Source organism: Rhodococcus sp. (in: high G+C Gram-positive bacteria), from assembly GCF_049286785.1.
GTDB lineage: Bacteria > Actinomycetota > Actinomycetes > Mycobacteriales > Mycobacteriaceae > Rhodococcus_F.
This window is the reverse complement of sequence record NZ_JBAQEO010000478.1, coordinates 1-8,045: the sequence shown is the minus strand read 5'-3', so window position 1 is coordinate 8,045 and position 8,045 is coordinate 1. Positions and strand designations below refer to the sequence as shown.

At 63.4% G+C, this 8,045-nt stretch carries 7 protein-coding genes; 6 read left to right on the top strand and 1 reads right to left on the bottom strand.

Annotated elements, in window-relative coordinates; all coding sequences use genetic code 11:
• The 6 genes from WAW17_RS17255 to WAW17_RS17230 all read left to right on the top strand — a co-directional run.
• On the top strand, nt 1-196 hold a 196-nt coding region (locus tag WAW17_RS17255; protein ID WP_422334158.1), incomplete at its 5' end, for an aldehyde dehydrogenase family protein.
• A gap of 26 nt (nt 197-222) precedes the next feature.
• Entirely contained in the window at nt 223-1,332 is a 1,110-nt protein-coding gene (locus tag WAW17_RS17250; RefSeq protein ID WP_422334157.1) for an NDMA-dependent alcohol dehydrogenase, read from the top strand.
• Between the two features lie 274 nt (nt 1,333-1,606).
• Nucleotides 1,607-3,208, top strand: coding sequence for a chaperonin GroEL (gene groL / locus WAW17_RS17245; protein ID WP_422334156.1), 1,602 nt, complete (start codon nt 1,607-1,609; stop codon nt 3,206-3,208).
• A gap of 72 nt (nt 3,209-3,280) precedes the next feature.
• Nucleotides 3,281-3,448, top strand: coding sequence for a hypothetical protein (locus WAW17_RS17240; RefSeq protein WP_422334155.1), 168 nt, complete (start codon nt 3,281-3,283; stop codon nt 3,446-3,448).
• Nucleotides 3,449-4,748: 1,300 nt separating this feature from the next.
• Nucleotides 4,749-5,111, top strand: a complete 363-nt coding sequence (locus tag WAW17_RS17235) for a hypothetical protein (RefSeq protein ID WP_422334154.1) — start codon at nt 4,749-4,751, stop codon at nt 5,109-5,111.
• Nucleotides 5,112-5,606: 495 nt separating this feature from the next.
• Nucleotides 5,607-5,936: a helix-turn-helix domain-containing protein gene (locus tag WAW17_RS17230; protein ID WP_422334153.1), complete on the top strand. Its 330-nt coding sequence runs from the start codon at nt 5,607-5,609 to the stop codon at nt 5,934-5,936.
• A gap of 767 nt (nt 5,937-6,703) precedes the next feature.
• Here WAW17_RS17230 and WAW17_RS17225 read toward each other — a convergent pair.
• Complete coding sequence (locus tag WAW17_RS17225; RefSeq protein ID WP_422334152.1) at nt 6,704-6,976, bottom strand: DUF4242 domain-containing protein; 273 nt, start codon at nt 6,974-6,976, stop codon at nt 6,704-6,706.
• Nucleotides 6,977-8,045 lie beyond the last annotated feature (1,069 nt).

Sequence of the window (8,045 nt, the reverse complement as noted above, 5' to 3'; positions counted from 1 at the left end):
CTGGACCAAGGACATCTCCAAGGCGCACCGGACTGCGAAGAAGCTCAAGGCCGGGTCGGTGTGGATCAACCAGTACAACGGTTTCGACACCGCGATGCCGTTCGGCGGCTACAAGCAGTCCGGTTGGGGACGGGAACTCGGCGGCTCCGCCATCGACCTGTACACGCAGATCAAGTCCGTCAACATCGCCCTCTGACAATCTCTTACCGACAAGGAGTTTCAATGAAGACCAAGGCTGCGGTACTACTCGAGCCGGGAAAGCCATTCGAGATCATGGAACTCGACCTCGACGGTCCCGGCGTCGGCGAAGTGTTGATCAAATACACCGCCGCCGGGTTGTGCCACTCGGACCTGCATCTGACCGACGGTGACCTGCCGCCGCGTTATCCGATCGTCGGTGGACACGAGGGATCGGGCATCATCGAAGAAGTCGGTCCCGGTGTCACCAAGGTCAAACCAGGTGATCACGTGGTGTGCAGCTTCATCCCGAACTGCGGAACCTGCCGGTACTGCGCCACCGGTCGCTCCAATCTCTGTGACATGGGCGCCCGCATCCTGGAAGGGTGTATGAGCGACGGCAGTTTCCGGTTCCACGGCAACGGTCTGGATTTCGGGGCGATGTGCATGCTCGGCACCTTCTCCGAACGCGCCACCATCTCCCAGCACTCGGTGGTCAAGATCGACGATTGGTTGCCGCTCGAGACTGCGGTGCTCGTGGGCTGCGGCGTTCCGACCGGCTGGGGCACCTCGGTTTATGCGGGCGGTGTGCGGCCCGGCGACACGACCGTCATCTACGGCATCGGTGGGCTCGGCATCAACGCCGTCCAGGGTGCGGTGAGCGCGGGCGCGAAGTATGTCGTCGTGGTCGACCCGGTGGCGTTCAAACGTGACACCGCACTGAAGTTCGGTGCCACCCACGCCTTCCCCGACGCTGCGAGCGCTGCGGCAACGGTCCACGAACTCACCTGGGGGCAGGGCGCCGATCAGGCGCTGATCTTGGTCGGCACGGTCGACGAGGACGTGGTCTCGGCGGCGACCGCGGTGATCGGTAAGGGTGGCACCGTGGTGATCACCGGGCTGGCGGATCCGGCGAAGCTCACCGTGCATGTCTCGGGCCTCGATCTGACCCTCAACGAGAAGACGATCAAGGGCACCCTGTTCGGCTCGTCGAACCCGCAGTACGACATCGTGCGGCTGCTGCGACTCTACGATGCCGGCAAGCTCAACCTCGACGACCTGATCACCACCAGATACACCCTCGACCAGGTCAACGAGGGTTATCAGGACCTGCGGGACGGTAAGAACATCCGCGGCGTGATTATCCACGCGTGAGGTGATCGGGACCCGTGGCTGCGCCAACGCGACTCCTCCGCACGCGGCGCAGCCACGGCTGCTTGGTAGTGATTTCAGTCGGTTGGCGCGGTGATACTGCGCCCGGAGGCCTTGGCGCTCGGGCGTGGTGCGGCGGCGTGGCCGGTAAACAGGTTTGGGGCGCGAGGCCCGAACGCCGTTGGAAGCAGTTGGACGAGTATCGCGACCGGGTGTTCTCGGTCGCGGCCCCGTGGTGAAGAACTCACCCGAGAGACAGAAAGAGCGTGCAGCCGACGTGGCCAAGATGATCGCCTTCGACGAAGACGCCCGCCGTGCCCTGCAGCGGGGAGTGGATAAGCTCGCCGATGCCGTCAAGGTCACCCTGGGCCCCAAGGGTCGCAATGTGGTGCTGGGCCGCGACGTCGCCAAACCCCTCGTGACCAACGATGGGGTCACCGTCGCGCGCAATGTCGAACTCGACGACCCCTACGAAAAGATGGGCGCCGAACTCGTCAAAGAGGTCGCCAAGCAGACCGACGACGTGGCCGGTGACGGAACGACCACCGCGACCGTGCTCGCTCAAGCGATGGTGCACGAGGGTCTGCGTAACATCGCCGCCGGTGCGAACCCTATGGCGATGCGGCGGGGGATCGACGCAGGTTTGGTCGGGGTAATCCGGGCGATCAACGACGCGGCCAGACCGATCGAAACCACCGAACAGATCGCCGCGACCGCGACGATCTCCTCCGGTGACCCCGCTATCGGCACTATTGTCGCCGACGCGCTGGACAAGGTCGGCGTGCACGGCATCGTCACCGTCGAGGCGTCGGACACCTTCGGCCTCACCCTCGAGCTGGTGGAGGGTTTGCGATTCGACAAGGGCTACCTCAGTCCGTACTTCGTGACCGATTTCGAACGGCTCGAGGTCGTCCTGGACAACCCCTACATCCTGTTCGTCTCGTCGGTGATCAGCTCGATCAAGCACTTGACTCCCATTGTGGAGAAGGTGATGAAGACCGGTCGCCCGCTGGTCGTCGTGGCCGAAGACGTCACCGACTCTGCTCTCGCGTCCCTGGTCGTCAACAACGTGAAAGCCACGTTCACCTCAGCGGCCGTGAAGTCGCCCGGTTTTGGGGACCGACGCGAGTTGATGCTGCGCGATATGGCCGTCGTCACCGGCGGCCAGGTGATATCCGACGCTATCGGGGTCACCCTCGAGGCGGCGAGCCTCGATTTGCTCGGAAGTGCCCGCCGGGTGCTGATCACCAAACATGACACCTCGATAGTCGGCGGCGCCGGCGACGCCACCGCGATCGCCGGACGAGTCAGGGAGATCACCACTGCAATCGAGGCATCGACCGCGGATTACGACACCGACAAACTCCGCGAGCGTTTGGCCAAGCTCAGCGGGGCGGCAGCGGTAATCCGGATCGGCGCCGCGACCGAGATCGAACTCAAGGAACGCAAACATCGGCTCGAGGACGCCGTACGCAATGCGCGGGCGGCAGCGGAAGAAGGCATCGTCGCCGGCGGTGGCGTCGCCTTGCTGCAGGCAGCCGTCACGGCGTTCGACGCATTGCACCTCACCGGTGACGATGCGACCGGCGCCAACGTCCTGCGGGTGGCTCTGGACGCACCGTTGCGGCAGATCGCCGTCAACGCCGGCCTGGAAGGCGGGGTCGTGGTCGACAAGGTCCGACACCTACCGCTCGGGCACGGTTTGAACGCCGCAACCGGACAGTACGGCGACATGATCGCCGCCGGAATCATGGACCCGGTCAAGGTAACCCGATTAGCGCTGGAAAATGCGGCGTCGATTGCGGCGATGTTCCTGACCGCCGAAGTGCTCATCGCCGACAAACCCCACATCCCGCTCTCGGAAATGCCTCCCCTCTGACAGGGAGACCGTTTTCACCGACGGGTAAGCCGCGACGACACCACCGCCGCACCGCAGGCAAGGGGACCAGGAATGCTCGTTCGAAAGATCGCTCTCACCGCGATACTCCTCATCGGGCTCGGTCTGTTTGCTGTCCCGCTGGCGACGGCCCAAGCTGTGACCAATCACGGTCACCTGCACGACAATCCAGGCGAACGCTATGTGCGCCAGGGTGATTCGGCGAGACGGGTGCGGCGGTAGCGCCGGCTTCGTTCGGTGTTGGCCGTCGTGCACAGACCACAGCGGCAGCCGCAGTTGTAGGCAGATGAGGTGCCGTGTTGTCCGACGATCCGGGTGTGCGCCCGGATCACCGCGATGTATGCGCGCTGGCTCACCGTGTTCGCGCGTCTACATGATGAACATCGACAGGCGAGGTTGCAGTAGGCGTTCACGGTTCCGTGACGCGAGTCGTCCGGCGCGAGCATGCTCGGCCACCGCCTTTCATCGGAGCGAAACTGCTAATACTGAAAGAGGAGCTTGCAGAGCGCCGCGTTCGTGGTGGCCTCAGGAGTATTCTCGCCCTTCACCGAACCCATGATCCGGTTGGCTATCCCAGAGCAACTCGTTCACATTGTGCAAAGAGACCCACCGCGATCGGATCATCCATCGCGCATCAATACCGGTGGCTCGCCACCGCCCGAACGATCGAGTCGTCACGATCACGAAGCTCGACGCTGCGGGCGACGGCGCGGTCGTGGCCGCGCCATCTGCGTTTGATCTCCACCTTGCGGCGCTCATGTGAAGGGCCAGCGATTGGTGCCGTGCGCGATCGCAGCGCCAACGGAGGCGCGGAGGAGGGCACGCAGCTCCGGTCCGCTTCTGTGAGAAGAGGACGCGATGCGGCGGCGGCGCGCAGAAAAGGTCGAAACCCTGGGTCGCGCAATGCTCAGCGTGCGCATGCTCGAGGCGCCTCATATCGGTGACACCGCAGCCGAGGTTGGTGCCCGCTGTGCGCCCCGGGCACGCCCGGCCACCGACAAAGTTCACCACTACGGTGGACACCACATCACCACATCACCCCAGCAATACACCTCGACCTCGATGTGTCACCGGTAGCTCGGCAACACGGACTCTGATGGGCCCCCGAGAAATCTAGTGACAACCCACTCGCCTCGCCACTGGCCGAACGGGTCATCTCACACCCCCCAAACGGCGGGGCAAGTCGGGATCGGGTCGGGCGCTGCGCGGTGTCGAGGACAGGCGAGCTCTCAATCGTCCCGTCCGCTTCGAATAGTGACGGCGGACCGCCCTTCGAGCGAATGCTCGAGCCTGAGCTCGCCTCACACGCTGGAGCGGCGTAACGCCGCGGCCTTGTCGGGCGGGGGCAAGTAGGGCTTCTTCCTCGACACTGTTGCCGAGTACCAGTGGCCACGGGACACGGCCGGGCTGGCACCGGCGACCGTGGACGGGTTGACAAAGCCGATCATCGAGATCTGCCGGGCATTACAGACTGGCGCCGTGGCAGCTGACCCCGCGTCAGGTCGACAAGTATTTCGCCGAGGTGGGCAAACGCGGCCGGGCGACGGTGCGCCGCAAGATGACCCTGATCGACCACTACTTCGCGTTCCTGGAACAGCGATACGCCGGCGAGATCGCCCGCCGCTTCGGTGTCGCGTTCGAGTCGCCGACCGACCCGTTCAACCGTCCGCGGCATCGCGGCGACTACGGACTTCGCATACTTCCGTCGCACCGTGCCATGCGCGAATTCTTCGGCCGCTGGCGGGAATCGCTGAACGAGGCCCGGAAGCCGGTGATCGCTCGACGTGACTACGTGATGGGCAAGCTCACCTACCTCTCCGGTGTTCGTGCCGCCGAGTTCTGTGGGGTGCGGATCGGCGACGTGCACTGGGAATCCGGGCAGTGAGGCCGATTCCTGGTGCACAGCAAGGGAGCTCGCGGATCCGGGCCGAGTCATCGCGGGGGGTATCTGTTCGAGGAAGGCCGAGCGCTGCTCTGGTGGTACGTCGAAGAAGTCCGCGCGGAATTTTGCGACCCAGACAACCCGGAGGCGCCGCTGTTCTCGTCCGAACGGATCCCGTCGGCGGTGTGTGCGTTGAACGTGGATCCGCCGGCGATCGCGGTGACGCCGTCGCCGTTTCGGCGCGCCCTCAAGGACGCGGGTCACCGATTCCTTAGCGGACCGGTCACCGAGCTGCATCCCCACTTGCTCCGGCATGCCTGCGCGACCAAAACTACGAGCGCGGAATGTCGCTGTGGGAGGTTAAGAAGTTGCCGGGACACGACCGCGTGATGACCACGGTTTCGATCTGGCCGCGCACGCCGACCCGGAAACCGCCAGCCAGCCTGGCTGCAGCCGAGCGGGCGCTGCAACGACTCGTCATGGACAAGGGGAACTGCGATGCAAGGGAACCTGCGATGGGCCGCAGCCAAACGCGATATCTGGCGGCCCAGCGACGTCCTCGCCGCCTTCACCAACGTCGGGTTCACGCGATCGCTGAGCAAGGTCGCCGCACCATGGAGCGGCAAACCGACCACCGTCCGCGTCGACGACCTGGACAGGATCTGCGCCGCATTGGACGGCACGGTTGCCGATCTGCTGGAGGCCGAACCCCTCGCTGTCCCCGACGAACACGAACACCATGCGCGTCGAGCCGTCGGCCGCGGGAACGAGCCCGTGCGGCCGACGCCCAGGCGAGGCCGAGCCCGCCTATCTCTGCCACCGAACTGACGATGGCGTCGGGTAGGAAGAACTGGCCGATCGTGCAGTGCCCAATCTGCTTCGGCTGGGGCGAACGACGGCAATACACCGCCTGCTCTGCCTGCGCGAAGTGGCGGCGAACCTTTCTGCGACGAGAGCATTGCCTGCGGTGCAGACAGCGCAACCACGTCAATGACGACGGGCTCTGCCGCTGCTGCCTGCAGATCGTACGCATCGAGGACCCGAACTGGATGCTCTATCCCGCTTCCGGCCGGGCCGGTGCGGCTGGCGCTGATCGTCCTGGGATTGCGCGTCCCCAAGGCAACCCCGCTCGTGCTGCCTAAGAAGTGGAAGAACCCAAGGGCAGCAAAGGAAATGACGCGCGGTGACATGGTGCCGACCGCATCAACTTGGCCGTTGACAGAGACGTGGCACGGGCCATCGTGCTTGGTGCCAGCGACGATTCCGCGCTGCTCGAATTGCGGCGCAGTGACAACTCTCGCTGGCGGTGGCGTACTGAGGTAGGCGAAAGATCTCAATCCCGGCCGAGCAGCACTGTTGATCACGCCACTCGACCGCGACTAGGAATTGCGGTGCATCCTGGCATCACCGTCTTCCACGCGTGGCGGGAATCGATCCGGCTTGCCGCTCGGACGGGTAATTCCCGGCCGCCGGAATCACGGTTGCGAGTAGATCCTCCACCGGCGACTCGCCCTGTCGGTTTATGCCATCCTGAGAGAGATCTCAAAGACCCTTTGGGATAAACGAGGTGTGCATGAAAGAATCTTCGGCGTCGGTCAGCGTCCGCTCTGTGGTGAAATTACGACGCTGACAGGTTTAACAGAGTCGCACGGGAATCCGCCTAACTCGGCATGCTGCAAGATCAGAGCGGGGTCAGTTGCGTCGTAAATGCAGTACAACTTGTCGTCGGTCACGAAGCTCTGCACCCAGCACACGTTATCGCCCAGCTCAGACAGCACTTCGTTCGACTTTGCTGAGATATCGTGTAGCTCCTGCTCGCTAAGCTGACCGGCGCCGGGTAAAGTGCGCTCGATTACGTAGCGGTCCATTTGTAACTCCTCGACTCTGAAGAATTACCGCCACGCGAAGCACGGAGGCAATTGGGGGGCGGGCTGACGATTGGTTGGGGTGGATTACCCCATTTAGCCGCCATTAAGCCGGTAATTCTGCGCAAGTTCTCAAGTGGCGCCGGCTCAAATTTCGCTAGATATCTGCGGTGCGAGTATTGAAGATCGCGACTAGATTCCACACCTTATTGTGTCCCTCCGTTGCAGCGGTGGCTATGCTCCACGAATGGAGCCTCTTGGCTTGGCCGACATTCAGCTCAGATGACCGGCTTCGTTCAGCGCGTGATCATCCAACATTCTCCGAATATGAGAAGCAGTCTCCCGGATTTCTTCGGTGATGAGAGGACCCAAGTCCGTGTGGTTCGTGGCAAACGTTCGTTGCCACCGGCCTGACCAGGTACCGAGGCCCGGACTCGCTTCACGGACGGTAACTTCCCAGTCAGTCGAGAAAGATGATCGGGGAGTACGGTATGCCAGTTTGATGACGAAATCAGTGTCCGGGTACGCGATGCGGAGGGAGTCCGCGGAGGCCTGGATTTCCCTCACACCTGGAAGGTCCGCCAGATCGAGGAGTGAGCTGAGGTCGGCTTGTCCGGCGGGGGGAGGTCCGCTCAATTCCGTAGTACCCATCGATGACTCCTTGAGGCTGTTGACTAGGTCTTACGGTACGCACGCTAACGCTCGCGCGGACCGCCGCTTCGGGTAGTGACATACCTGCCCGATCGGCGTGTTCTAACCATCTGTCACACACGCCGACGACGGCTTTGGTGGTCGGCTGGGGCAGGCTTCGCAGCGGCACAGTGGAGGTGGCGGGCTATTCCCGAATACAGTTCATTGATTTGGGATGTTTCCATCGAACGGCTCGCCTCGCCGAGGGTGTCAAGGAGGTGCCCGTGCCGTCTAGCCGCAGCTTTGGGGTTAAGGCCAATACCGTTCAGTTAGTGGAGTTTGCGTTATGATGAGGCGTGCCTCGTAGCGGATGGGTGAAGCCGATCTCGGATCGGCGGTTGTCGGATGTGGTGTCGGTGGGGTTGTTGACCAGGGTTTTCCC